This window comes from Actinoplanes sp. NPDC051537, from assembly GCF_055586105.1.
Genome location: NZ_JBVJIU010000001.1, coordinates 527010 through 549029 on the forward strand (window position 1 = coordinate 527010; position 22020 = coordinate 549029).

A 22020-nucleotide genomic window follows, 5' to 3' on the forward strand; every position below is an offset into this window, starting at 1 on the left:
TCAGCGAATCGCCCAGTACGGCAGGGCCGCGGTGTCCCCCGCCGGCCGGTACGGCAGGAACCAGCGTCCGGCCGGGAACGTGTAGGACGCCGTACAGGAGATGGTGGTCTGCTGTTCGAGGTGGAATCCGGCGCCCGCCTTGCCGGCCACGTCGACGCCGATGTCGGCCTTGCGCTTGCCGGCCAGGGTCATCGCCGACTTGCGGGTGACCGCGGCGTCGAACGAGCGCAGGTCGAGCGCGTTGGCCTCGTCCTCGTCGTAGTCCAGCGGGTCGAGGTCGTCCCCCGGCGTGCCGCAGTGGGCGCACGCGGGCAGCCCGACGAACTCGCGGTTGCTCCACGCCACCACGTCGGTGCGGATCCACGGCTCGTCGCCGGGGGCGCGCCGAAACCGCCGCACGGCCAGCGTCACGTGCTGGCGGATCACCATGCACCGGTCGCGCTCGGGAATGTCCTCGTCGACGGCGAGGGTCAGCGTGCGGCCGCCGCCGAAGCCGGAGCCGATCGCGGTGATCGACACCTGCCGGTCGCCGCTCTCGCTGCGGGCCAGGTGCAGCGCCGCCTTGCCGGCCGGCGGCACGTGCAGGCCGAGGATCTCGAACGCGGCGTCGACCTCGCCCAGCTCCTCGACCGGGCGGGCGCCGCGCAGCCGGTCGATGACCCGCCGGGCGACGTCGGGCAGGCCGCGCTCGGCGGGCAGCGACAGCCCGTCGGCGGCTAGCGATCGCAGAAGGCCGTCCGGTCCGTCGACGGCCGCCACCCGGTCGGCGACACCCGCCAACGCCTGGTCGGCGACGACTCTCACGACGCGGAACCCAGCACGACCCCGGCGAACGAGCACGAGTCGTGACCCTCGGCCGAGTTCGGCGGCAGGAACCAGCGGTGGCACAGCGCCCCGGCGTGGTACCGGCAGGCGGTGTGCGCGCAGTACGCGTCCCCGCCCGCACCCGGGAAGGCGATCCGCTCGGCCGCGCCGTAGCCCCCGGCCGCCTGGAGAATGCGGTAGGCGAAGGTGGAGTCGCCGCCGAGCGCCAGCCCGTTGCGGTGGTGGACGAGCCCGCCCGCCCGGGACGGGTAGACGATCAGGGGCGGCTCGACGGCGCGCAGCTCGTCCTCGTTCAGCGTGAGCAGGTGGGTGGCGGGCCGCGCGAGGGTCTCGACCAGCGCCGAGCGGCCGTGCAGTTGCAGGGCCGCCCGCAGCGGCTCGACCAGGAACGGCGTGCCGATCGGCTCCCCCGCGACGATCCGGTCGAGATACTCCTCGTAGTTGTCGGACCAGCCGAGCCGGTCGAGCAGCTGGTTCGCGCTCAGCCCGGCGAACCCGTCGGCCTGCTTGGCCACGACGGGCGTCATCTGGTCGAACATCCCGGCCGGGTCGTCGCCGATGAAGGCCAGGAACGTGATCAGCGCGAGCAGCTCGTAGGCCGCGTCGAGCCCGGCCACGCCGGCGAAATGGTCGAACGCCTTGCGGCGGGGCTCGGCCGGGTCGGGGTAGGCCTGGTGCAGCTGCGCGCGGTAGTGCGCGGCCGGCGAACCGGGCGGCAGCGAGCCGGCCAGCGTCGCGTACGTCATTCGCGCCGACTCCAGCTCGGCCGCCGACTCCAGCAGGTCCTCGGGCGTCAGCCCGGACGCGTTCGGCCGCCGGGTCACCGCGACCTCGGCCCGGAACTCGGCCGGGTCGGCGCCGCCGGCCACCTCCTCCGCCATCCGCAGCAGGCGCAACCCGTGCCGGTGCAGGAAGGGGCTGCCGAGGGCCTGGACGAAGTGCAGGATCCCGTGCTGGAACTGCTGGTTGGGGCTGCCGTAGCGGTACGCGGTGAAGGACTGGGTCAGCTCGATCATGGTCTCGTAGTCGGTGGGCAGCACCAACAGGCCCGCCCACGGGAAGGAGAGCTCGGCGTCGCCGCCGAGGGGGTACAGGCGCCCGTCCGGGCAGGCACATCCCGCCATCGCCATACCGTGGCAGCGTGGCGCCCGCCGGACAACGGCGGCGCGCAAACACGACAGCGCAAACCCGGCAGCGCAAACCCGGCAGCTCAGCCTGGCAGCGGCAGCTCCCGCAGGGGCGCCTTGCGGACCTTGTTCGAGCCGGTCTTCGGCAGCGACTCCAAAATATCCAGATATTTCGGGATTTTGTACGCGCCGAGCCGGTCGGCCAAGAACGAACGGAGCTCGGCCGACGTCAGCGTCGCGGCCGGCGCCAGCACGACAAAGGCCCGGCCGACTTCGCCCCATTTGGCGTCGGGCACCCCGACGACGGCCACCTCGACGACACCCGGGTGCTCGAAGATGGCGGCCTCGACCTCGGCCGGGTACACGTTCTCGCCGCCGGAGAGACGAACATGTCCTTGAGCCGATCCACGATCCGGTAGTGGCCGGACGGGGACACGACGGCGATGTCGCCGGTGCGGAACCAGCCGTCCGGCGTGAACGCCTGCGCCGTGGCCCGCGGGTCCCGCCAGTACCCGGGCGTCACGTTCGGGCCGCGCACCTGCACCTCCCCCGGCTCGCCGGCCGCGACCGGGACGAGATCCGGCCCCACGCACCGCACGTCCGCGAACATCACCGGCACACCCGCCGACCCGGCGTTGGCGGCGCTCTCCGGGGCCTCCAGGAACGTCGCTCCCGGCGCGGTCTCGGTCAACCCGTACCCCTGGCAGAACGTGAGCCCCCGGGCCTGGAAATCGCGAATCAGGGCGTCGGGCACGGACGCGCCGCCGACCATCATGTTGCGCACCGAGCTCAGATCGGCCGACGCCCAGCGCGGCGACCGCGCCAGCCCGGCGAACATCGTGGTGACGCCGAACATCCAGGACACCCGGTGCCGCTCGATCAGGTCGAAGCAGGCGTCGACGTCCCAGGACGGCATGATCACCGAGCAGCCGCCCTTGAGGAACGTCGGCAGCAGGCACTGGTTGAGCGCCGCCACGTGGAAGAGCGGCGCGCTGGTCAGCGTCACGGTGTCGCCCGCGACGTCCACGCAGACCAGCACGTTGTAGGTGTTCCAGACCAGGTTGCCGTGGGTGAGCACGGCGCCCTTCGGCCGGCCGGTGGTGCCCGAGGTGTAGAGGATGCAGGCCGGGTCGCCAAGGCTGACGGCCACGTCGCCGGCCGCCGGCTTCCCGGTGGCGATCCATTCCTCGTACGCCGAAAGCGGCACCACCCGGCGCAACTCGCCCGCCTTGGCCGAGGCCCGCACCGTCCCCGCGCATTCCGGGCCGTAGATGAGCAGGCTCGCGCCGCTGTCGGCCAGCTGGTAGTCGATCTCCGGCGCGGTCAGCCGGAAGTTCAGGGGCACGAAGATCCCACCGCGGGCGTACGTGGCGAACATCGTCTCCACGAAGGCGGGGTGATTCGGCCCGAGGTACGCCACCCGGTCGCCGGGCCCGATGCCGGCCGCCCCCAGCTGGTCCGCCAGCAGCGCGACCCGCTCGTGGAGCCGCGCATAGGTCACCTCGTCGTCGCCGAAGACCAGCGCGACCCGGTCGGGCGAGATCGCGGCCCGGCGGGCGGGCCAGCCGCCGAGCCCCCGGTTGGTGTCGGCCGGCATGGCTAGACGTATTGCCGGTAGACCGTGCGCGCGACGCAGGCCGGCTTGGCCACGCCGTCGATCTCGACGACGAAGTCGAACGTGCTCTGGGTGCCGCCCGGCACGTCCTCGACCGACACCACCGTCGCGCCGAGCCGGATCTTCGAGCCGACCGGCACCGGGTGCGGGAAACGCACCTTCTCCAGGCCGTAGTTGACGCCCATCTTCACGCCCTCGACCTTGAGCAGCTCGCCGAAGAGGGGGATCACCAGCGACAGCGTGAGGTAGCCGTGGGCGATCGGGCCGCCGAACGGTCCGCTCTTCGCCTTCTCGACGTCGACGTGGATCCACTGGTGGTCGCCGGTGGCGTCGGCGAACGTGTCCACCCGCTCCTGGGTGATCTCCAGCCAGGCGCTGTGGCCGAGGTCGGAGCCGGCGAGGGCCTTCAGCTCGTCCAGGCCGTTCACGGTGATCATGCGTTCTCCTTGGTGAGGCCCAGCAGGCGGGCGGCGTTGCCCTTGAGGATCGCGGGTCGGACCTCGGGCTTGATGTCGAGCTCGGCGAAATCGGCGAGCCAGCGGTCGGGGGTCAGCACGGGGTAGTCGGAGCCGAACAGCACCTTGTCGCGCAGCAGCGTGTTGGCATAACGGACGAGCTGGGGCGGGAAGTACTTGGGCGACCATCCGGAGAGGTCGATATACACGTACGGCTTGTGGGTCGCCACCGCAAGGGCCTCGTCCTGCCACGGGAACGACGGATGGGCCAGGATGATGCGCAGCTCGGGGAAGTCGACCGCCACGTCGTCGACGAGCATCGGGTTCGAGTGGCGCAGCCGGACGCCGCCCCCGCCCGGCAGGCCGGCGCCGATCCCGGTCTGTCCGGTGTGGAACAGGGCCGGGACGCCGAGCTCCTCGATCGCCGCGTAGAGCGGGTACGCCATCCGGTCGTCCGGCGAGAACCCCTGCAGGCTCGGGTGGAACTTGAATCCGCGTACGCCGTGGTCCGTCACCAGCCGGCGGGCCTCCCGGACACCGGCCGCGCCCCGGTGCGGGTCGATGCTCGCGAACGGGATCAGCACGTCCGGGTGGGCCGCGCAGCTCTCGGCGACCTCCTCGTTCGGGATGCGCGGGTGCCCGGTCAGGTGCTCGGCGTCGACCGTGAAGACCACGGCCGCCATCCGCCGCTCCCGGTAGTAGGCGGCCATCTCGCCGATCGCCGGCTGCCGGTGACCGTGCGCCTTGAAGTACGTCGCCGAGGCGGCCAGCAGGTCAGGGCTGAGCGAGGTGTGCCCGTCCCGGCCGACCTCGGCGTGGGTGTGCACGTCGATGGCGACGAGCCGGTCGACGTCCACGTCAGGCCGCCGGCGGCTTCGGGGCGGGAATCCCGTAGGTCTCGAGCGAAGCGCCGACGCCGCTCGGCCACTCCGCCGCGATCGCCGACGCCGACCATCCGCCCTCGGCGAAGGCCACGGTCTTCTCCTGGGGATGCGCCCAGAGCGCGAGCCGGTCGCCGCCGACGCCGACGGCCTGGCCCGTGATGCCCCTGGACGCGTCCGAGGCGAGGAAGACGACCAGGCCGGTCACGTCGTCGACGGTGCCGAGGCCCTCGTCCCGGCGCACCCAGGCGGGCAGCGGCTCGCCGGTGCGCTCGGACTCGTCGATCAGCGGCGCGAACGCCGGGATCGTGCGGGTCATCGCGGTGGCGGCGACCGGGACCACGGCGTTCACCGTGATCTCGCTGCGGGCCAGCTCCATCGCCCAGGTGCGGGCCATCGCGGCGATCCCGGCCTTGGCGGCGGCGTAGTTGGTCTGCCCGAAGTTGCCGCGCTGGCCGGCCGGCGACGAGATCAGGATGATCCGGCCGCCCTCGCCCTGCTCCCGCATCCGCACGGCGGCGGCCCGGGCGCAGGTGAAGGTGCCGCGCAGGTGCACCTTGACGACCTCGTCGAAGTCGTCGTCGCTCATCTTCCACAGCACCCGGTCGCGCAGGATGCCGGCGTTGGTGACCAGGACGTCGAGCCGGCCGAAGGTGTCGACCGCGGCCGCGACCAGGCGATCGGCGCTCTCGGCGTCGCCGACGGCGGCCGTCACGCCGACCGCGTCACCGCCGAGCGCGGCCACCGCCGCGTCGACCGCGGCCGGGTCGACGTCGTTCACCACGACCTTCGCGCCGGCCGCCGCCAGCGCCTTCGCGTACGCCAGGCCCAGGCCCCGGCCGCTGCCCGTCACGATGGCCACTTTGCCCCGCAGATCGATGTCGTCCACGGTTCCGAAGTTAGGCGTCTGCTTCACGGCCGTCAAGAATGTGCCTAACATTGGGCCGTGCAACCGCGGACCCTGATGCTGACGCTGTTCGGCACCTACGCGCTCGACCAGGGCGTGTGCCTCGGCGCCGGCGGCATCATCGAGGCGCTGGGCCGGGCCGGCGTCTCCACCCACGCCACCCGCTCGACGCTGAGCCGCATGGTCGGGCGCGACCTGCTGCACCGCCGCCCGGTGGGCCGGAAGATGTACTTCGGGCTCACCGGCCGGTCGACGGCGATCCTGCGCGAGGGCCGCGGCCGCATCTGGCGCGACGGCGTGGTCGACGACCGCTGGGACGGCGGCTGGACGCTGCTGAGCTTCTCGCTGCCGGAGGCGATGCAGCGCGAGCGGCACGACCTGCGCTCCCGGCTGGCGTGGTCGGGCTTCGGGCCGGTGCAGGGCGGCCTGTGGATCGCGCCCGGCCGGGTCGATGCGGCCGGGATCGTGGCCGGGCTGGGGCTGGCCGCGCACGCCCGGGTGTTCCATGCCCGCGCCGACGACACCACCGACGTGGCCTCGCTGATCGCCGACGCCTACGACCTGCCGGGGCTGGCCGAGCGGTACGAGGCGTTCCTCGCCCGCTGGGGCGGCGCGGCGCCGGTCGGCGACCCGCTCGCCGCCCACCTCGGGCTCCTGGCCGAATGGCTGGACACGATCGGCCGGGACCCGCGGCTGCCGGTCCAGCATCTGCCCGGCGACTGGCCGGCCGTACGGGCGGAGAAGCTCTTCCGGTGGCTGGAGGAGGCCGGCCGCCCGGCCGCGCGCACGGTCGCCGATGGCCTGCTCGAGGCGCTTCCGCTATCGTCGGCAGGCTGATCGCGATCTCGACGGGAAGGCTGAGCCGGTGCGTGACCAGGCCTTCCACGCCTTCTTCGAGCGTCACCACGCCGAGCTGTCGGGCTTGGCCTACCTGTTGAGCGGCGACTCCGCGGCCGCCGACGACCTGGCCGCCGACGCGCTCACCGAGGTCTGGAAACACTGGGACCGGGTCGCGGCCGCGGGCGACCCCGCCGCGTACGCCCGGGGGATCGTCGCCAATCTCACCCGCAACTGGATCCGCCGCCAGGGACGCGCCCGGCGCGGCCTGGCCCTCCTCGGCCTCGGCGGTCAGCGCGCCGCCGGGCCGGACGTGCCGGCCGTGCTCGACGTGCGCAGCGCGCTGCGGCAACTGCCTTACCGGCGGCGGGCCTGCGTGGTGCTGCGGTACGCGTTCGACCTGCCCGAGCGCGAGGTGGCCGGCATCCTGGGCATCTCGGTCGGCGCGGTGAAGAGCCAGACCTCGCGCGGCGCCAAGCAACTCGCCGAGCTGCTGCACGAACTGGACGGATGGGAGGTGGCGCGGTGAACGAGTTCGTGAAGCGGGAGCTGCGGGATGCCCTCGATGAGCACACTCCCGACCGGACGGCGATGCTGAACCGCATCGCCGCCAACCGCGCGTCCTCGGCCCGCCCGCGCGGGCGGGCGATGCGGCTGGCCGGCTCGGCGCTGGCCGTGGTGACCGTGCTCGGCATCGGCGGCGTCGCGAAGTGGGCGCTGGCCTCCTCGTCCCCCGGCCCGGCGACGCCGGTCGCGACCGCCCCGGCCCCGCCGGCCTCCCCCAGCGTCGTCGCGACCGCCACCGCCCCCGCCTCGCGGCCGGTCACCACCCGCCCCCGCACCCAGGCGGCGCCGCCCCCGTCGGCGAGCCCGGTTCGCGGCCACCCCGGCGACACCCAGGCCGAGAAGGGCAGCCTCTGGTCGGACGGCTCGATCGCCGCGAAGGGCCGCAGCGTGGTGACGCTGAAGCCGGGCGCCGCCTTGACGTCGCTCGACCTGACCATCCGGATCTCGCCGGCGACCGGCCTCACCGCGGCCGGTTACGCCTCCCCGGACGACTCCATCACGGCCACCGTGACCGCCGACGGCCCCGGGCTGCTGTACCGCTTCACGATGAAGCCGGGCGCGACGCTTGCCGCCGGCACCTACACCTTCACCGCGAAGTACACGGCCACCGACCGCGATGCCGCCGGCGACACGTACGAGTCTTATGTGGAGTCGGTCGAGCACAAGCGCATCCACGTGTACGGGAACTTCGCCGCTAAGACCGACTGACCAGGAACGCCGCCGCGCGGTCGAGAGCGTCGTCGGCGTCGTCGAGACGGCCGAAGTTGTTCTGGTAGACGTGCGGCAGGCCGGCGCCGACCTCGAGCCCGACCGTCCCGCCGGCGGCCGCGACCGCCGCCGCCAGGCGTACGGCGTCGTCGAGCAGGACCTCGTCGTTACCGGCCTGCACGAGCAGCGGCGCGAGAACGTGGAGGCCGGCGAAGAGCGGGCTCGCCTCCTTCTCGCGGCCGGGGGCGTACCGCTCGGCGTACCAGCGCAGGCTGCCGGCGGTGAACAGCGGGTCGATGCCGTCGCGGGTGCGCATGGTGTCGCCGCTCAGCGTCAGGTCGACCCAGGGCGAGAAGACCGCGGCCGCCCGCGGTTGGGGCAGGCCGGCCTCGCGGGCCGCGACCAGCAGCGACACCGCCAGGCCGCCGCCGGCCGAGTCGCCCGCCACGACGACGTCGCTCCCCCCGGCCAGCAGTTCCCGGTACGCCGCGACGGCGTCCTCGACGCCCCGCGGGTAGACGTGCTCGGGCGCCAGGCGATAGTCCAGCGAGTAGGCCACGCCGCCGGTCCGGACGGCGAGGGCGCCGGCCAGGCCCGCGCCGGTGCGGCCCGACCCGACCACGTAGCCGCCACCGTGCAGGTACAGCAGCGCCGGGCCGTCGCCCGCCGCCCGCAGCCGCACCGCGGGCCGCCCGCCCAGCGTCACCTCGTCCCGCACGAGCCGCGGGTCCGGCGGCCGGGCCGCCGCGAACGCCTCGAACGAGGTTCGCTCGCTCGCCACGCTGCCGCGCTCGCGGGGAAACGCGGCCAGCGCCGCCCGGATGGTCGCCCGTTGTGCTTGCCGGTCCATGTCGGCCTCCGTCACGGTAGATTCCAAGGAATGCATCTTCCGCAACTGGATTCCGCGGAATCTAATTCCTAGGATTGCTGACGTGACCGACCTCACCGCGCTGTTCACCGACCTGATCCGGGCCGAGACGCTGCTGTTCAACCTGATCGACGCCCGGATCCGGGCCGCCCACGACATGACCCTGGGCACCATGGAGTTCCTGCGCATCATCGAGCGCGGCGCCTGCCGGGTCCACGACATCGCCCACGAGGTGCACATCACCATCGGCGCGACCAGCAAGGCGGTCGACCGCATCGAGGCGCGCGGCTGGTGCCGCCGCGAGGCCAACCCCGGCGACCGGCGCTCGTCGCTGCTGGTCCTCACCGACGACGGCCGGGCCGCGCTGGCCGCCGCCGTCCCCACCTTCGACGAGGCGATGGCCACGTACGCGGCCGGCCTTCCCGCGCGGGTGATCGACCAGCTGGCGTCCGGCCTCGGCCAGTGGCGCGACCGGTTGGAGAACCAGTCGTGAGGGACTTCGCGGTCTCCACGCTCGGCTGCCCCGGCCGGCCGCTGCCGCAGGTGGGCGCCCTGCTGCGGCGGCACGGCGTCGGGGCGGTGCAGCTGCGATGCGCCGAGGACGAGCCGGTCCACGCCGGCCTCGGACCGGCCGCACGCCGGGCCGCCCGCCGGGTGCTCGACGACCACGGCCTGGCGCTGACCGGCCTCGCCACCTACGTGAACCTTTCCTCCGGCGCCGCCGGCCTCGACGAGCACGTCGAGCTGGCGCACGACCTGGGCGCCCCCGCGCTGCGCCTGATGCCGGGAGACGCCCCGCCCGGCGTGACCGCCCCGGCCCTGGCCGCCGCCCTTTCCCGGGCCGGCGGCATCCGGCTGCTGGTCGAGACCCACGACGCCTACCTGCGCGGGGCCGACCTGCGCCGCCTGCTCGAGGTCGCCCCCGGGGCCGGCGCGATCTGGGACGCCCTGCACCCGTGGCGGGCGGGCGAGTCCCCGGCCGCGACCGCCGCGGCGCTCGGCCCCTGGCTGGCCGAGATCCAGATCAAGGACGTCGCCTCCCCCACCGACCGGCGGCCGCTGGTCCCCGGCGCCGGCGCGGTGCCGCTGCGCGAGGTGCTCGCGGCGCGACCCGACCTGCCGGTGGTGCTCGAGCACGAGGCCCGCTGGCACGCCGACGCCGCCCCGATTGACGACGCCATCGCCGGCGCGCTGGCGTTGCTGGCCTGAACCCCTTGCCCCGTGCGGGAAACCGCAAATCCACAGAGGATCGTCGACACGCCCGGCGGACGATTCCTATGGTGAGCCCCCAATCACTCAACGTATCGGGGGACCATGTCACATCTCATCCGCGGCCGGCTGTCCCGGCTGCTGGCCGTCGTCGTCGCGCTCACCGGGCTCGCGCTGATCCCGTCCACGGCGGCGCAGGCCGCCTCGACCGCGTGCCAGGACCGCTGGGGATCGGCCTGGGCCAAGGGGCCTTTCACGTACGCCGGGCTCAGCGCCAGCAACGCCCGGAAGACCAGCATGCTGCTCGATGCGGCATCGCCCTATCCGCGGGCCGCCCCGGGTTACGTGCACATGTGGCACGCCAACGGCCCGACCACCAACCAGTATTGGTGCCTCAGCAAGCACGTGTTCCAGAACGACCAGTCGTACGCCTGGCAGGTGCGCAACTACGACACCGGCCTCTGCCTGGACCCGGACAGCGCGGTCGGCGACGGCGTGAACGTATGGCTGTGGTGGTGCAAGGACGCCAACGAGCCCACGCAGTACACCCAGTTGTGGGAGATCCCGAAGTACGGCAGCGGCAGCACCCCCACCGGCACGCGGGACCTCTACTACTTCCGGCGGTCCAGCTCGAACTACTGCCTGGACGTCCGGGAGAACCGCTCGGACGACGGCGCCGCACTCCAAACCTGGCACTGCCTGGATGCCGGCAACCAGCTCTTCTACTGATCGGCCCAGCCGCGTCCGATCGGCCCAGCCCCGTCGCCGCGTCCGGCGGCGGGGCTCGCCGCTCCCACAGCACCACGACGGCGGGTCGCGCCTCGGCGAGGTCCCGCGTCAGCAGCAACAGCAGCGGCCAGGTGACGCCGCCGCCCGGTTCCCCGGCGCCGGGAACGCGTCGGCGGCCAGGTCGCCGAACGGGGCCGGGCGGGTCCGCGCCGCGCGATCGGGATGCTGCCCGACCCGTTCCGCCCTCGGCGTCCTTCGCCTGATGAACGGGCGACGTCGCGGCCAGGATGTACCGGCCGGCGAGCCGTTCCGCGTCCGGCTGGCCCTTGACGGCGTCGCCGCAGCAGCAGTCCAGGACGAGAGCCTTCGCGCTCCGGTCGGCCGGCGTGGCGCTCAGCTCAGATGGTCGGCTCGACCTTGATGACCACCGCCGTCGCGTTGTCGGTGCCGCCGGCCTCCACGGTGTCCTCCAGCAGGAAGTGCGCCGCGGCCGCCGGGTCGGGGTTCGTGCCCAGCAGCTGGATCAGGCGTTCGTAGCTCAGCTGGTCGGTCACGCCGTCGGTGCAGAGCAGGTAGACGTCGCCGGGGTGCAGCGACACGTTCAGGACGTCGGGCTCGGGGCTCTGCGGGTGGCCGACGTAGCGGGTCAGACGGTAGCGAGCGGTGCGCGCGTCGGGCGAGTCCGGCGGGAACCAGCCGTAGAGCAGGCCCAGCCAGGCGACCGTGTGGTCGGTGGTGAGCAGTTCGAGAAGACCATCCCTCAGCCGGTACGCGCGGGAGTCGCCGATCTGGACGATCCAGGCGGCCGCGTGCGCGTCCGCCACCATGGCGGTCATCGTGCAGCCGGTCAGCTCGTCCAGGGTGCGGGCGGCGCGGCGTACCTCCTGCTGGGCCTGGTCGACCGCGACCCGCAGCCCGGCCGGAGTGCACGTCCGCGGCACGTCTCGCACGAAGACGTCGACGGCCGTCCGGCCGGCGGCGGCGCTCCCGGGACCGTCGCCCATGCCGTCCGCCACCACCGCGAGGAACCGGCCCGGGTCGAGGTGCACCACGTCGTAGTTGTCGCGGTACCGGTTTCCCACCACGCTGCCGGCGGCCGCGGTCAGCCGGCGCCCGGCCGCCGACCACGCGACCTTGTGAATCTCGATCTGCACGCCCCCTTTCTAGCCCATCGGGCACGACACCGGGCCCCGCTCCTCGTGGGAAGAGAGCGGGGCCCGGCGGTTATGGGGGCGGGTTACGCGGTGCCTCTCCTAGGAGAGGGGCGGGTAGGCGTTGGTCATCAGCTGCTGGAACTGAGCCGAGAACCAGGAGCCCGAGATCGGAGCGTTCGGGAGCGCGCCGCTCAGGCTGTTGCCGTTGCGGGCGTTACCGGTGTAGGTCGGGTCGCACATCTGGTCGAAGCCCTTGCCCTCGTTGTTCGGGATGAGGGAGCTCGAACCGTCCGACTCGCCCGGGGGCTTGACCCAGACGTAGGCGTCGATGCCGGCGGCCGGGGCCGCCTTCGGGCGCTCGCCGAGGCCGGCGCCGGACTGGTTGCACCAGTTGCCGGCGTGGATCCGGCGGTCGATGCGCGACTCGTTGATGAAGGTGTTGATGTCGGTCGACGTGCTCGCCTTGGTCGGGCGGTTCGGGCCACCCCAGCCGTTGCGGGACGTGTCGATCAGCATGCCGATGTTCGAGGAGAAGCCCTCGGAGACCAGCTTGGTGCGGAAGGCCTGGGCGAAGGAAAGCTCGTCGACGTACTGGTTCCAGTCGACCCACTTGCTCTGCCGGATGCTCTGGCCACCGACCTGGGTGTTGATGTTGAAGTACGGCTCGGTCAGCGCCGAGTAGTTGGCGGTGTCGGTGATGAAGCCGGTGACGTTGTTGACGCTGCCGGAGGCGACCGCGGTCTGGTACATCAGGTCAGCGGTCGGGTTGAAGTTCGAGTCCCAGCCGATCCAGCCGTGGTGCGCCGCGTCGATGTAGTTGTAGACGTTGCCGATCGCGCCGAGCTTGTTCAGCGCGTACGCGATGCCGTCCTTGTATCCGCCGTTGGCCTTCATCGTGTCGCACATCGCCGTCGCGCCGGCCTGGCCGGACGTGTTGGTGATCAGGTTCGGCAGCGAGTCGATCTCGACGATGTTGATGATGCGCAGGTTCTGGTACTTGGCATCCTTCTCGATCGCCGCGATCGGGTCGATGTACTCCGACTTGTACCGCGGCAGGTCGTTCGGCCCGAGCTCACCGTTGGAGGCGAGCGCGGCGCAGTCCCGGCCGGGCAGGTCGTAGATCACGAACTGGATGTAGCCCGCGCCCTGGGCGAGAGCGGCGTCCAGGTGGGCCCGTACGCCCATCGCGCCGTTCGAGCTGCTGTCGGTCGTGCCGTTGATGGCCGCGATCCGGTCCAGCCACACGGCGGTCGGGTTGTTCGACACCCGGCTGCCACCGGCCTCGGCGTCGGCCTTGGCCTTCCACTCCGGGTTCACGTAGCCCTTGGCCCCCGCGTACGGGTTGTCGGCCTTGGGGCCCGGGTTTCCGGTCGGTCCGGTGGTCGGGCCGGACGTGGGACCGGAGGTGGGGCCGGACGTCGGGCCTGAAGTCGGGCCCGAGGTCGGTCCGGTGGTCGGCACGGCGCCCGTGCAGGCGGTGCCGTTGAGCTTGAACGTCGCCGGAGCGGTGTTCGTGCCCGAGTAGTTGGCGTTGAAGCCGAAGTTGACGCTGCTGTTCGTGCCGATCGACGTCGACCAGGAGGGGTTGGTCGCCGTGACGTTCTGACCGGACTGGCTGATCGTCGCGCTCCAGCCCTGGGTGACCGTCTGGTTGCCCGGGAACGACCAGGTGACGTTCCAGCCGCCGGAGATCGGGTCACCGAGATTCGTGACGGTCATGTTCGCGGTGAACCCGGTGTTCCACTGGTTCACCGCGTAGTCGACCCGGCAGCCGGCGGCGGCGCTCGCACTGGTCGCGGCAAAGATGCCGAGGCCGGTGACGATCGACGCCGCGGCAGCCGCGGTCAGTCCGCGGATGAGGACAGGTCTCATGTGGTGGCTCCTCGAGACATGCGAATGGCGCACCCCGGCGCCAGGGGGATCAGCCGTTCGCGTATCGAGGGGCATCGCTCCCGGCTGTTCGCACAGCATTACATGGGAGCGCTCCCACCGCAATCATTCGGATACGCCTCAGAAACATTTGTTCACCGACCCCGCCCCGGTCAAGGTCCGGCTCGCGTCGATGGGGTAAAACGGGCGCATGCGGGTTTTCGAGCTGACCGAGGCGTTGTCCGAGGTCTCCGGCGCCGAGGTCAGTGTCCGGCGGGGCGCGTTGCGCATTCACGTGCCCGCGCTGGGCGACACGGCGACGCTCGACCCCGACGACGTGACCGACGTGGCCGACGTCTTCGTGCCCACCCAGGAGCCGGCCGTCCAGCTCGACATCCGCCGCGGCCGCGCGATCCTCCCGCTCATCGTCACCACCGACGACCTGGTCTTCACCCCCGCCGACGCCGACGATCTGATCGCCGAGGGGGCCGAGGTGCTGGTCCCGGCGATGCCCTCGATGATCGCCTACTCGGAGATGCACCGCGACGTGCGCGCCCTCGGCAAGGCGATCGACTCCGAGGAGCTCGACCCCAAGATGCTGACGGCCACGCTGATCGCCCACCGCTGCTTCCTGCGCGGGGCGGTCCGGGTCGGCCTGTGGCCGGTGCGGGTGGCGGCCTGGTGGGAGTACGCGAACGCCCGGGTGGCCGGCTCGCTGCCGATGCCGCCCTTCCGCGCCGACGAGGAGTGGGACGACCTGCTGGCCGACGTGGCCGAGGCGCGGCGCCGAACAGAGAGCCAGACCATTTAGCCGTACGCGTTGAGCAGCCCCGCGAGCACGGCGGCATCGCTGATCTCCAGGGCCCTGCTCGCCGTCAGCAGCACCACCGGCCGGTCCCGGGCGAGCGCGCGCAGGTGGTCGAGGGCGGCGGCCGGCTCACCCCGGGAGAGCTCATCGGTGTACCTCCGCCGGAACTCCGCGAACCGCTCCGGGTCGTGCCCGTACCACTTCCGCAGCTCCGGCGACGGGGCGACCGCCTTGCACCAGTCGTCGAGCGCGGCCCGCTCCTTGCTCAGCCCGCGCGGCCACAGCCGGTCGACGAGCACGCGCGCCGTGCCGGCGTCGAGAGGCTCGTCGTAGACCCGGCCGATGCGTACTCGCGCGCTCATACCGGCCCTCCGTGGTAGGTCAGCGACAGGACGTCCGCGCGGCGCTGGCCGAGGTACCAGGCGGCGGTGTCGGCCAGGTCGATCGTATGGCGCAGGACGGCCGGCGGTCCGGCCGGCAACTCGGCCAGGACCTCGCCGCGCGGGGAGACGAGCATGGTCGGGCAGTGCTGGTCGGGATGGGCGATGTTGGCGGCGGCCAGGAAGCGCTGGTTCTCGGCGGCGCGGCTGATCAGGTGACTGCGCCAGACGCCCGGGGCCTCACGGGTGTTGGCGGCGTTGGTCAGGTAGACGAACAGCTCGGCGCCGGCGGCGGCCAGGTGCTGCCACTGCTCGGGGAAGCGGATCTCGCGGCAGAGCTGGATGCCCGCCGTGGCCGGGACGCCGGCCAGCGGGACGACGGGCAGCTCGGCGCCGGGGTCCAGGCGGCCACGCTCGTTCATCGCCAGGTTGATCTTCCGGTAGACGGTCCGGCCACCGTCCGGGGCGAAGTAGAGGCCGGCGTTCGACCACCGCTCCCCGGCCGGGAACAGGGAGCCGCAGAAGACGTGCGCGGCGCGGGCGGCGGCCAGGCCGGCCACCTCGTCGGCGGCCGCGAAAACCGATGCCGGGTCGAGGGCGCCGAGCGGGGCCAGGTCCTCGCCGTAGCCGGAGAGCATTCCCTCGGGAAACACCACGACGTCGCCGGGGGCGGCCTCGTCGAGGACCGCACGGACGGTGGCGAGGTTGGCGTCCACGTCCCAGACGGCGGGGACCTGGGCGATCAGGAGGGTCAGGCGCATCCCGCCATCCTGACCGATCAATGCACGCGCTCCGGGAGAGTGGTCAGCGTGCGGACCGCGGGCGTGAGCAGGCACGCGGTGGCGGCGGCCGAGACCACGGCGGCGGCGGCGATCACCGCGCGCGGGCCGGCGGCGGCGGCCGCCACGCCGCCGAGCAGGGCGCCGATCGTGGTGGCGCCGTAGGAGACGGTCTTGACGACGGCGTTCACGCGGCCGAGCAGGGCCGGCGGGGTGATGGCCTGGCGGACGGCGATCGAGTGCAGGTTGAACAGGCCGGAGCCGAGGCCGGCCAGCGCCGAGCCGGCCAGCACCGCCGGGAGGCCGGCGGCGACGGCGACCAGGGCGATGCCGAGGGCGCCGGCGAGGGAGGCCGCGATGACGACGCGGCCGGTGCCGAAGCGCCGGGCGCCGCCGGGGCTGACCAGCGCCCCGACGAGGAAGCCGCCGCCGGTCGCGGCGACCGCGAACCCGACGGCGGCGGCGCCGAGGCCGAGCGTCCGGACGACGAGAAGCAGGAGCGCGGTCTGGAAGGCCTGGGCGGCCAGGTTGTTGGCCGCGAGGTAGAGGGTCAGCGGGCGGACAAATCGGTCGCCCCGCACCCACCGCCAACCGGCCGCGACGGAACGAGGCGCGGCCGCGGCGGAGCGTGGCGCGGCGGAGCGTGGCGCGGCGGAGCGTGGCGCGGCGGAGCGTGGCGCGGCGGAGCGTGGCGCGGCGGAGCGTGGCGCGGCCGCGGCGGAGCGTGGCGCGGCCGGGGCGGGACGGCGATCCCAGCGGTTGATCGCGGTCAGGACGGCGCCGAGGGCGAACGACACCGCGTCGAGGGCGACCACCGCGGCGGCGCCCAGCGCGGCGACCAGCGCGCCACCCGCGGCGGGGCCGGCCAGCGACGCGGCGGCGTGGGACGACTCGACGGCGCGGTTGGCGGCGGGCAGGGCCGACGGGGAGTCCACGAGCTCGGGCAGGACCGAGAGGTAAGCCACCTCGTACCCGACCGTGGCGATGCCGATGAGGAAGACCAGCGCGACCAGACCGCCCACCGGAAGCGCCGCGCCCGCGATCGCGATCGCCAGCACCAGGGGAAAGCGGGCCGCGTCGGCGGCCAGCAGCAGGCGCCGCCGCGAGACCCGGTCGGCGAGCAGGCCGATCGGCGCCGCGAGCAGCAGGAACGGCAGGGTCTGGGCGGCGCGCAGCAGGCCGACCTGGGCGTCCGACGCGTGCAGGGTCTCGAGCGCGAGCAGCGGCAGGGCGACCGCGGACAGGGCTCCCCCGGCCGCGCTGATCGTGTCGCCCGTCCAGAACAGGCGGAAGCGGCGGGGAGCCACCCCCACAGCAAAGCAGAGCGGGGCCGATCTCTCGACCCCGCTCCGTCTGCCCTCAGGAAGGCTCCAGGCGATCAGTTCCCCGAGGAGTACAACTGAGCGATCTCGTCGGCCGAGAGCGCCCGGTCGTACAGGTGCACCTGGTCGACCGTGCCGTCCAGGTAGTCGACCGCGTTGCCGCCGTACTTGCCGCGGCCGATCACGGTGTTGCCGGTCGGCGCGGCCTGCGGCATGCAGGCGCTTGCGGTGCCCGCGAGCTGCCCGTCGACGTACAGCCGCAGCTCGCCCTTGACCGTGTCGCGGACGCCGACCAGGTGGTACCACTTGCCCGGCTCGGGCTTGACCGGGGCCAGCGCGCGGACGCCGGCGAAGCTCATGGCGAACCGCTGGTCGGCCCCGGAGTACTGCAGGTAGAAGTCGCTGTTCGACGCGCCGTCCTGGCTGACGATCGTCTGGAACGCCCCGTCCGCCTTGTCGAGCTTGACCCACGCCGCGGCGGAATAGTCGGACGCCGTGTTCAGGACCGGTGACCCGGCGTCCAGGTAGCCGCCGCCGAGGTCGACGCCCTGCCCGTTGTGCCCGTCGACGAAGGCGGGCGCCGGCGTTCCGGCCGGGGTCAGCGTGCCGTACGAGCCGTCCAGGGGCCAGAAGGCGATCCCGGTCAGGCCGGGGGTGCCGGCCGGCGGCTGCGGCACGTTCGCGCCCGACCCGTCCGCCGACTTGATGATCTTCTGGTTGACCTTGCGGACGGCGTCGAGGTTCATCTTGGTCTTCTGGCGGTCGTACGTGAAGAAGCCGTTGAGCTCCGCCTCGACGTCGGTGATCTGGGTGTAGATCGCCGCGCTGATGCCGCAGTACTCGGCCGAGGTGATCACGGCCTCCTGGTTGGCCACGTACTTCGAGGTCAGCGTGGCCGAGTCGGGCTCCATCTCGTACGCCTGCCCGTCGCCGAACCACATGTGGTTGGACGTCTTGAGGCCGAACCCGCCGTGCTCGCCGTCGATCGCCACCCGGTTGCCGGACGGCGCCGGCGACGCCGGGCCGAGGTACTGGTGGAAGTCGATGACGTCGCCCTTGCCGGAGTCGCCGTGCGAGTTGCAGCAGTTCACGCCGGAGTGGGCGTTGACCAGCCGGGACGGGTCCTGCGCCTTGACCTCGCCGGCGATCCGCCCGGTGTCGTCCCGGCTCCACTCGCCCCAGCCCTCGTTGAACGGGACCCAGGCGACGATCGACGTCCACGAGGAGTGCTCGCGGACCATCTCGTGCAGCTCGGACTCGAACTGGGCCCGCCACTCGGCCGGGATCGGGCCGGTGTTGGCGGCCGGCATGTCCTGCCAGACCATCAGGCCCAGCTTGTCGGCCCAGTAGTACCAGCGGTCGGGCTCGACCTTGATGTGCTTGCGGACGGCGTTGAAGCCCATCCGCTTGTCCTGCTGCAGGTCCCACTTGAGCGCGTCGTCGGTGGGCGCGGTGTAGAGGCCGTCCGGCCAGAAGCCCTGGTCGAGGTTGGCCATGTTGAACAGGATCTTCCCGTTCAGCGTGATCCGCAGCTTGCCGTCGGCGCCGGTGGCCGTGCCGATCTCCCGCATGCCGAAGTACGACCCGACCGAGTCGACGGTCTTGCCGCGATCGACCAGCGAGACCGACAGGTCGTACAGATACGGGTTGTCGGGCGACCACAGCTTGGCGTGCGGCATCGGCAGCGTGAGGTCGGCGCCGACCGCGCCGGTGACCGAGCCGCCGCCCTTGGCCGAGGCCTTCACGGTGAGGCCCGCGGCGCCGGCGGCGTTCACGGTGAGGTGCAGAACGCCCTGGCTCACGGACGGCGTCAGCTTCAGGTCGGAAATGCTCGCGGCGGGCGTCGGCTCCATCCAGACCGTGCGCCAGATGCCGGAGCTGCCCTGGTAGAAGATGCCGTGGTCGCTGGTCCGGCGCTGCTTGCCGATCGGCTGGCCGGTGGCGTCGGTGAGGTCCTCGGCCCAGACGATCAGCTCCTGCGGGCCGCTCGCGGTGAGCGCGTCGGTGACGTCCACGTCGAAGCCGTCGTAGCCGCCGCGGTGGGTGGCCACCGCGGTGCCGTTCACGAAGACCTTGGCGTCGTAGTCGACCGCCCCGAAGTGCAGCTGCAGGCGGTTGCCGCTGCCCACCTTCCAGCTCGAGGGCACGGTGAAGGTGCGGCGGTACCACATCCGGTCCTCGTGCCGCTGGATGCCGGACAGAGCGCTTTCGATCGGGTACGGGACGAGCACCCGCTCACCGAGGCTCTTGCCGGCCGGGACGGCCTCGCCGACCGCCGCCTTGGCGAACTCCCAGACGCCGTTGAGGTTCTGCCACTTGGAGCGGGTGAGCTGCGGCCGGGGGTACTCGGGAAGCGCGTTGTCCGGCCCGACCTCGTCGGTCCAGTTGGTGGCCAGCGGCGGGATGCCCTTGTGCCAGGCCGGGCCGGCGGCCGCCGCGACCGCGCCGGTCAGCGCCGGCGTCGTCGTGGCCGGGGTCTGCTGGTTGTCGTCATGGGCGGACGCGGAGGAGGCGACGCTGAGGAGAAGGGCGGTGGCCGACCCGGCAGCGAGCAGCCAGCGGCCCCGGACATGTTTTTTCACGCGCGAAATTCCCTTCGGAGCGGAAGAGTGCGCTCGTGTTTCGCCATGAGCCAACACAGTTGAACAAGATGTTTCAGCAAACGTCAAGGTTTCATGCGGATCTATGTACGTCGGGGCAACGTTGCAACTTGTTTGCGACCGGCGAGGTGCGTCACGCCCCTCAAGGTCCCGCCCCGGGTGCCGACTCATAGGGCCATGAGCGTGAGCAGCGGAGTGCGGCCGATGGGTGCCGTCCTGGGCACGGCGGTGGCACACGAGCCGACCGACGACCCGCAGGACGCGCTGCTCGCCGACCTGGTCGCGTTCATGACCAAGGACACCCCGTCCGTCCAGCACGTGCTCGACCTGGCCGTCCCCTACCTGGCGGCGGCCGGCGGGCTCACCGGCGCGGTCGTCTTCGAGCTCGACTACGAGACCGGCCTGTTCAACGAGATGGCCCGGGTCGGCGGCCCCGGCGCGCGGGAGCAGATCCTCGCGGGCAAGGTGCTGCGGGCCGCGGCCGGCGCGAAGCCTCTGGTCGACGGCGAGCGGATGGCCGTACGGCTGCGGATCGGCGGCCAGACCGTCGGCGTCATGCTGCTCACCGGCACCGAGCTCGACCGACTGCGCCTCGAGACCCTCTCCCCGCTCGCCCTGCACTTCTCCACCACGCTGCAGGCGCTCGCCGCCGAGAAGCAGCGGCAGTTCCTCGCCCACGTGCAGGCGATCATCCTGCGCCTGTTCGAGCAGGGCATGGAGGCGACCACGGTCGAGGAGGCCGGGCGTCTGCTGGTCTCCTCGGCGGCCGAGGGCTTCCGCACCGACTACTGCGCGCTGTGCCTGGTCGACCCCGACGGCACGATCCGGTACGTGTACAGCCTCGGCCTGCCCGACGGCGACGACAAGTTCGCCCACCTGATCGGCAAGGCGGCCACCGACTCGCCGGTGTGGCGGACCATCGCCGAGGGCAAGCCGGCCCTCGTGGGCGACGCCACCGGTCAGGCCGGCTCGATCGCGGGCGGCTTCATCAAGACGATGGGGCTCAAGTCGTACATCGCCATCCCGATGATGTCCGCCCAGGGCCCGGTCGGCATGATCATGTGCGGCGACGCGACCGGCACCCGCGAGTGGACCAGCCGCGACCGCATCCTGGCCGAGCAGCTCTCGGTCGAGGGCGCGCTGATCGTGGACAGCGCCGGGATGCGGCAGGCCGCCCAGGCCCACGTGGCCCAGCTGTCCCACCAGGCCTACCACGACTCGCTGACCGGGCTGCCCAACCGCTCGTACCTGCTCGACCGCGCCTCGCAGGCGGTGGCCCGGGCGGCCGCCAACGGCACCAAGGCCGCGCTGATGCTGCTCGACCTCAACGGCTTCAAGGAGGTCAACGACACGGCCGGGCACCAGGCCGGCGACATCCTGCTCCAGCAGGTCGCCAAGCGCCTGCTCGGCGCCGTCCGCGACGACGACGTGGTGTCCCGGCTGGGCGGCGACGAGTTCGCGATCCTGCTGACCCGCGACCCGGACGAGCAGGTGGCGACGGCGGTGGCGGGCCGGATCGTGGACCGGCTGCGCGAGCCGTTCACGATCGAGGGCGGCGAGGTGCGGATCGGCGGCAGCGTCGGGATCGCGCTGTTCCCGGACGACGCCGAGGACTACGACGCGCTGATGCGCGGGGCCGACGCGGCCATGTACGAGGCGAAGCACGACACCAAGAAGCTAGGCGGCGGGGCTCGCCGGGCCGTCCGGGCCGAGGTCTAGCATGCGCACCGTGAGCAGCGTGCGCTCGACCGCGATCCGCACGGCGCCCGGCTTCAGGCGGCCGGGGATGGCGTTGAAGGTGAACAGCTTGTCGTCCTGGGCGGTCCACGGCGGGATCTCCCCGCGGTCGTAGGCGGCGCGCATCGCGGGCAGGTCGAGGCGGTGCGACGTGCCGACGGCGCGGCCCGGATGACGCAGCGCCATCGGCTCGGTCGGCAACGGCAGCGTGACGACGGCGAAGACGCCGCGGCCCGTCCAGCCCCGGACGGCGCCGCTCAGCGCGTTCCCGTCCCAGGTGATCTCGCCGGCGGTCACCGGGAAGCCGTCCACGGTGCGGGTCCAGGCCCGGTGCACGGTCGTCTTCGCGCCCCGGCCGACCATCGCGTCCCACGGCCACGGCCCGTCCACCGGCGCCGGCTCCCAGCCCGCCGCGGCGATGCCCCGGTCGGTGCGGCGGTCGTCGAACAACCGGTACGACCGGTAGCCGGCGAACAGCACCAGGCCGATCCCGACGGTGATCAGCGGGTGGTACCGGAACGTGAGTTTGATCGCGGCGACGATCGACGAACCGAAGCAGCACAGCAGGGCCACACCGGCCATGCCGAACCCCATCCGCAGCCGCGCTTTCATCGGCTTCGATGGTAGGGAGCGGGCACCACGT

At 72.7% G+C, this 22020-nt stretch carries 23 protein-coding genes; 8 read left to right on the forward strand and 15 right to left on the reverse strand.

All coding sequences use genetic code 11. The features are described from left to right. The 7 genes from ACZ6TB_RS02480 to ACZ6TB_RS02510 all read right to left on the reverse strand — a co-directional run bounded on the left by ACZ6TB_RS02480 (position 1) and on the right by ACZ6TB_RS02510 (position 5792). Positions 1-804 carry a hypothetical protein gene (locus ACZ6TB_RS02480; protein ID WP_465549711.1) on the reverse strand — a complete coding sequence of 268 codons (804 nt, stop codon included), beginning with the start codon at positions 802-804 and terminating at the stop codon, positions 1-3. Further along, positions 801-1949, reverse strand: a complete 1149-nt coding sequence (locus tag ACZ6TB_RS02485) for a hypothetical protein (RefSeq protein ID WP_465549713.1) — start codon at positions 1947-1949, stop codon at positions 801-803. Before ACZ6TB_RS02485 ends, ACZ6TB_RS02480 begins: the two co-directional genes overlap by 4 nt. Before the next feature lie 86 nt (positions 1950-2035). Further along, positions 2036-2263, reverse strand: a complete 228-nt coding sequence (locus ACZ6TB_RS02490) for an AMP-binding enzyme (protein ID WP_465549715.1) — start codon at positions 2261-2263, stop codon at positions 2036-2038. Continuing rightward, positions 2182-3549 (reverse strand): AMP-binding protein, encoded by a 1368-nt coding sequence (locus ACZ6TB_RS02495; RefSeq protein WP_465549717.1) that lies wholly within the window; start codon positions 3547-3549, stop codon positions 2182-2184. Before ACZ6TB_RS02495 ends, ACZ6TB_RS02490 begins: the two co-directional genes overlap by 82 nt. A gap of 2 nt (positions 3550-3551) precedes the next feature. After that, complete coding sequence (locus ACZ6TB_RS02500) at positions 3552-4004, reverse strand: MaoC family dehydratase (protein ID WP_465549719.1); 453 nt, start codon at positions 4002-4004, stop codon at positions 3552-3554. Next, positions 4001-4879: an amidohydrolase family protein gene (locus ACZ6TB_RS02505; protein ID WP_465549721.1), complete on the reverse strand. Its 879-nt coding sequence runs from the start codon at positions 4877-4879 to the stop codon at positions 4001-4003. The genes ACZ6TB_RS02500 and ACZ6TB_RS02505 overlap by 4 nt, the downstream gene beginning before the upstream one ends. Position 4880: 1 nt before the next feature. Next, a complete protein-coding gene (locus ACZ6TB_RS02510; protein ID WP_465549723.1) occupies positions 4881-5792 on the reverse strand; it encodes an SDR family oxidoreductase in 912 nt (303 codons plus the stop codon). A 57-nt stretch (positions 5793-5849) separates the two neighbouring features. On the opposite strand from ACZ6TB_RS02510, the gene ACZ6TB_RS02515 reads away from it, so the two are divergent. From ACZ6TB_RS02515 to ACZ6TB_RS02525, 3 genes are read left to right on the forward strand one after another with little or no spacing between them, the layout of a single operon-like run. Next, positions 5850-6647, forward strand: a complete 798-nt coding sequence (locus ACZ6TB_RS02515) for a PaaX family transcriptional regulator (protein WP_465549725.1) — start codon at positions 5850-5852, stop codon at positions 6645-6647. 28 nt (positions 6648-6675) lie between these two features. After that, positions 6676-7176 (forward strand): SigE family RNA polymerase sigma factor, encoded by a 501-nt coding sequence (locus ACZ6TB_RS02520; RefSeq protein WP_465549727.1) that lies wholly within the window; start codon positions 6676-6678, stop codon positions 7174-7176. Next, the gene (locus ACZ6TB_RS02525; RefSeq protein WP_465549729.1) at positions 7173-7922 is read left to right on the forward strand and encodes a hypothetical protein; all 750 of its coding nucleotides are present in this window, start codon (positions 7173-7175) and stop codon (positions 7920-7922) included. Before ACZ6TB_RS02520 ends, ACZ6TB_RS02525 begins: the two co-directional genes overlap by 4 nt. Here ACZ6TB_RS02525 and ACZ6TB_RS02530 read toward each other — a convergent pair. Further along, positions 7909-8799, reverse strand: coding sequence for an alpha/beta hydrolase (locus ACZ6TB_RS02530; protein ID WP_465549731.1), 891 nt, complete (start codon positions 8797-8799; stop codon positions 7909-7911). The genes ACZ6TB_RS02525 and ACZ6TB_RS02530 overlap by 14 nt on opposite strands. 55 nt (positions 8800-8854) lie before the next feature. Between ACZ6TB_RS02530 and ACZ6TB_RS02535 the strand changes: the two genes are divergently transcribed. From ACZ6TB_RS02535 to ACZ6TB_RS02545, 3 genes are all read left to right on the forward strand, one after another. After that, positions 8855-9283 (forward strand): MarR family winged helix-turn-helix transcriptional regulator, encoded by a 429-nt coding sequence (locus ACZ6TB_RS02535; protein ID WP_465549733.1) that lies wholly within the window; start codon positions 8855-8857, stop codon positions 9281-9283. Next, entirely contained in the window at positions 9280-9999 is a 720-nt protein-coding gene (locus ACZ6TB_RS02540) for a sugar phosphate isomerase/epimerase family protein (protein WP_465549735.1), read from the forward strand. The genes ACZ6TB_RS02535 and ACZ6TB_RS02540 overlap by 4 nt, the downstream gene beginning before the upstream one ends. Before the next feature lie 105 nt (positions 10000-10104). After that, positions 10105-10728, forward strand: a complete 624-nt coding sequence (locus ACZ6TB_RS02545) for an RICIN domain-containing protein (protein ID WP_465549737.1) — start codon at positions 10105-10107, stop codon at positions 10726-10728. Positions 10729-11126: 398 nt separating this feature from the next. Here ACZ6TB_RS02545 and ACZ6TB_RS02550 read toward each other — a convergent pair whose 3' ends face one another. Beyond that, on the reverse strand, positions 11127-11882 hold the full coding sequence (locus ACZ6TB_RS02550) for a PP2C family protein-serine/threonine phosphatase (RefSeq protein WP_465549739.1): 756 nt from the start codon (positions 11880-11882) through the stop codon (positions 11127-11129). Between the two features lie 99 nt (positions 11883-11981). Further along, positions 11982-13754: a glycoside hydrolase family 6 protein gene (locus ACZ6TB_RS02555; RefSeq protein ID WP_465549741.1), complete on the reverse strand. Its 1773-nt coding sequence runs from the start codon at positions 13752-13754 to the stop codon at positions 11982-11984. Between the two features lie 208 nt (positions 13755-13962). Here ACZ6TB_RS02555 and ACZ6TB_RS02560 point away from each other — a divergent pair, with 208 nt between their 5' ends. After that, positions 13963-14562 carry a hypothetical protein gene (locus ACZ6TB_RS02560; RefSeq protein WP_465549743.1) on the forward strand — a complete coding sequence of 200 codons (600 nt, stop codon included), beginning with the start codon at positions 13963-13965 and terminating at the stop codon, positions 14560-14562. On the opposite strand, the gene ACZ6TB_RS02565 is transcribed toward ACZ6TB_RS02560, so the two are convergent. From ACZ6TB_RS02565 to ACZ6TB_RS02580, 4 genes are all read right to left on the reverse strand, one after another. Further along, a complete protein-coding gene (locus ACZ6TB_RS02565; RefSeq protein ID WP_465549745.1) occupies positions 14559-14921 on the reverse strand; it encodes a DUF488 domain-containing protein in 363 nt (120 codons plus the stop codon). The two genes, ACZ6TB_RS02560 and ACZ6TB_RS02565, sit on opposite strands and share 4 nt — an antisense overlap. Next, positions 14918-15700: a carbon-nitrogen hydrolase family protein gene (locus ACZ6TB_RS02570; RefSeq protein ID WP_465549747.1), complete on the reverse strand. Its 783-nt coding sequence runs from the start codon at positions 15698-15700 to the stop codon at positions 14918-14920. Before ACZ6TB_RS02570 ends, ACZ6TB_RS02565 begins: the two co-directional genes overlap by 4 nt. A 17-nt stretch (positions 15701-15717) precedes the next feature. Further along, positions 15718-17025 (reverse strand): MFS transporter, encoded by a 1308-nt coding sequence (locus ACZ6TB_RS02575; protein WP_465549749.1) that lies wholly within the window; start codon positions 17023-17025, stop codon positions 15718-15720. Between the two features lie 71 nt (positions 17026-17096). Beyond that, positions 17097-19622, reverse strand: coding sequence for a LamG-like jellyroll fold domain-containing protein (locus tag ACZ6TB_RS02580; RefSeq protein ID WP_465549751.1), 2526 nt, complete (start codon positions 19620-19622; stop codon positions 17097-17099). 222 nt (positions 19623-19844) lie between these two features. Between ACZ6TB_RS02580 and ACZ6TB_RS02585 the strand changes: the two genes are divergently transcribed. Further along, on the forward strand, positions 19845-21359 hold the full coding sequence (locus tag ACZ6TB_RS02585) for a diguanylate cyclase domain-containing protein (protein ID WP_465549753.1): 1515 nt from the start codon (positions 19845-19847) through the stop codon (positions 21357-21359). On the opposite strand, the gene ACZ6TB_RS02590 is transcribed toward ACZ6TB_RS02585, so the two are convergent. Beyond that, positions 21318-21989, reverse strand: coding sequence for a hypothetical protein (locus tag ACZ6TB_RS02590; RefSeq protein WP_465549755.1), 672 nt, complete (start codon positions 21987-21989; stop codon positions 21318-21320). The genes ACZ6TB_RS02585 and ACZ6TB_RS02590 overlap by 42 nt on opposite strands. Positions 21990-22020: the final 31 nt, after the last annotated feature.

Excerpts from the sequence above, each read along its gene's own strand:
- ACZ6TB_RS02545 (WP_465549737.1), top strand. The coding sequence starts at position 10,105 with ATGTCACATCTCATCCGCGGCCGGCTGTCCCGGCTGCTGGCCGTCGTC.
- ACZ6TB_RS02570 (WP_465549747.1), bottom strand. The coding sequence starts at position 15,700 with ATGCGCCTGACCCTCCTGATCGCCCAGGTCCCCGCCGTCTGGGACGTG.
- ACZ6TB_RS02555 (WP_465549741.1), bottom strand. The coding sequence starts at position 13,754 with ATGAGACCTGTCCTCATCCGCGGACTGACCGCGGCTGCCGCGGCGTCG.
- ACZ6TB_RS02560 (WP_465549743.1), top strand. The coding sequence starts at position 13,963 with ATGCGGGTTTTCGAGCTGACCGAGGCGTTGTCCGAGGTCTCCGGCGCC.
- ACZ6TB_RS02500 (WP_465549719.1), bottom strand. The coding sequence starts at position 4,004 with ATGATCACCGTGAACGGCCTGGACGAGCTGAAGGCCCTCGCCGGCTCC.
- ACZ6TB_RS02590 (WP_465549755.1), bottom strand. The coding sequence starts at position 21,989 with ATGAAAGCGCGGCTGCGGATGGGGTTCGGCATGGCCGGTGTGGCCCTG.
- ACZ6TB_RS02565 (WP_465549745.1), bottom strand. The coding sequence starts at position 14,921 with ATGAGCGCGCGAGTACGCATCGGCCGGGTCTACGACGAGCCTCTCGAC.
- ACZ6TB_RS02585 (WP_465549753.1), top strand. The coding sequence starts at position 19,845 with ATGGGTGCCGTCCTGGGCACGGCGGTGGCACACGAGCCGACCGACGAC.
- ACZ6TB_RS02485 (WP_465549713.1), bottom strand. The coding sequence starts at position 1,949 with ATGGCGGGATGTGCCTGCCCGGACGGGCGCCTGTACCCCCTCGGCGGC.
- ACZ6TB_RS02495 (WP_465549717.1), bottom strand. The coding sequence starts at position 3,549 with ATGCCGGCCGACACCAACCGGGGGCTCGGCGGCTGGCCCGCCCGCCGG.